Origin of the sequence: Miniphocaeibacter sp. (assembly GCF_049276255.1) — a bacterium.
Lineage (GTDB): Bacteria > Bacillota > Clostridia > Tissierellales > Peptoniphilaceae > Miniphocaeibacter.
The window spans coordinates 1-1,826 of sequence record NZ_JBASWB010000009.1; the positions used below are offsets into that span (position 1 = coordinate 1).

A 1,826-nucleotide genomic window follows, 5' to 3' on the forward strand; every position below is an offset into this window, starting at 1 on the left:
CAAGAAGCAGCGCAAGGACTTGTTGATAGTGCGGTAGATACTATCAATCAATCTCAAGAACAAGTAACAGAACTGGGAATCGGATTTATAAATGCTTTTATTGAAGGAGTAAATAGTCAAAGTGAAAGTATAGCTTTGATAGGAACAAATTTAATTACAGCAATTGCAACTTCCATTAACGAACAAACAGAAAGCATCGGATTGGTTGGCACTAATATTATTACAACAATAATAGAAGGTATTAACAGTCAAGCTGAAACTGTTTCAATGGTAGGCACAAACATAATCAATTCAATCATGATGGGAATAACTATGCAAGCTCCTGCGCTGATGATGATAGGAACTACAATAATTACAACTATTGTGTCAGCTATTAATATGCAGTCAGAAATGTTAATGTCCGTTGGAATGAATATAATTGCTGCTATTATGATGGGAATACAAGCTAATATAGTTAATCTTACAGCTATAGGAACTTCAATTGTAACTGCAATAGCCAGCGGTATTCAGTCATCTGCATCTTTGATTAGCAATTCAGTAACGAGTATTATACGAACAATAACAACTTCTTTAAAAGCAGCAACTAATCAAGCAAAAGCAGCGGGTACGAATATAGGAAAAGCTGTAGCAGATGGAATCAATAGTCAAAAAGGTGCTATAACAAGCTCAATGAACTCATTAGGAGCAGGAATAACATCAAGTATTAATAATACTAAAAATCAAGTTTCTAGTGCTGCTAAATCAATGATGACTACTTTTGCTTCAAGCGTTTCAAGTGGAGCTGCAACTGTAAGAAGTAGCTTTAGTAGTTTAGCAAATTCTATTAATAGTCAAATATCTCAAATGGCTAATAATGTTAGAAATTCAACAACGCAAATGATGAATGGATTTACTCAATCCGTTCAGCAAGGAGCAAATCAAGCTAAAACTGCGTTTACTCAACTTGCAACAAATACAACTCAACAGATTACTCAAATGTCTAACAGTATTAAATCTACTACAACAACAATGATGAGTAGTTTTGTTCAGACAGTGCAGCAAGGTTCAACAAATGCATTAAATGCAATTAGAACAATGTGCAGTAGTGCTGTTTCTAGTGTAAATGGGTTTAGAGGACAATTCAGTAGTGCTGGTAGAAATCTAATGTCCGGGCTTGCTGGAGGAATTTTAGCAGGTAGAAGTGGCGTTATAAATGCTGCAGTATCTGTAATGAGAAGTGCGGTTTCAGCAGCAAAGGCAGCAGCGGCTATACGTTCACCTTCAAGAGTTATGCGTGACGAAGTAGGAATAATGCTCTCAAGAGGACTTGGAATTGGTATAGAAGATGAAGGCAAAAAAACTATCGCTAAAGCGGAAGCCTTCATGAATAAATTAGTTGAAAAAATGAAAAGAAAAGTACAATTGGAAACAAGTACAATGTTTAATTATGGAAGTAGATTTAATAAATTTGGCAACAATAGAGATGAAAACGGAAACTTATTAGTATCAGTAAGCAACGGAGATATTACTGTTGTGTCAGAAATAGACGGTAGAGAGGTCGGAAGGGCAACAGCACCTTTTGTGTCTCAACAAATATCGAAAGAAAAGAGGAGGAGGTAAATGAAAGAAATTGACGGATTATATTTAGAAAAGTATCAGGCTCATATTTTACATCCTCTAAAAATAAAACCTAGCGAAATTTCAAGAGATGTATTTAGAGCTAAAAACGGATTACCCGTCTACGGTAAAAAGAAAATTGGACTTAAAGAAATTGAGTTTGATTTAGAAATTAAAGGAACTAGGGATGAAATAGAACTTAGAAAAAGTCGACTAGCTAACGATATGGA

Annotated in this window: 1 protein-coding gene and 1 pseudogene; both read left to right on the forward strand. The window is 35.0% G+C overall.

What is annotated here, in order from left to right; genetic code table 11:
• Positions 1–1,599, forward strand: a pseudogene (locus WAO56_RS00985) (hypothetical protein); the annotation flags it as partial.
• Positions 1,600–1,826, forward strand: a 227-nt coding sequence (locus WAO56_RS00990) for a hypothetical protein (protein WP_422146193.1), incomplete at its 3' end; no start/stop codon positions are given.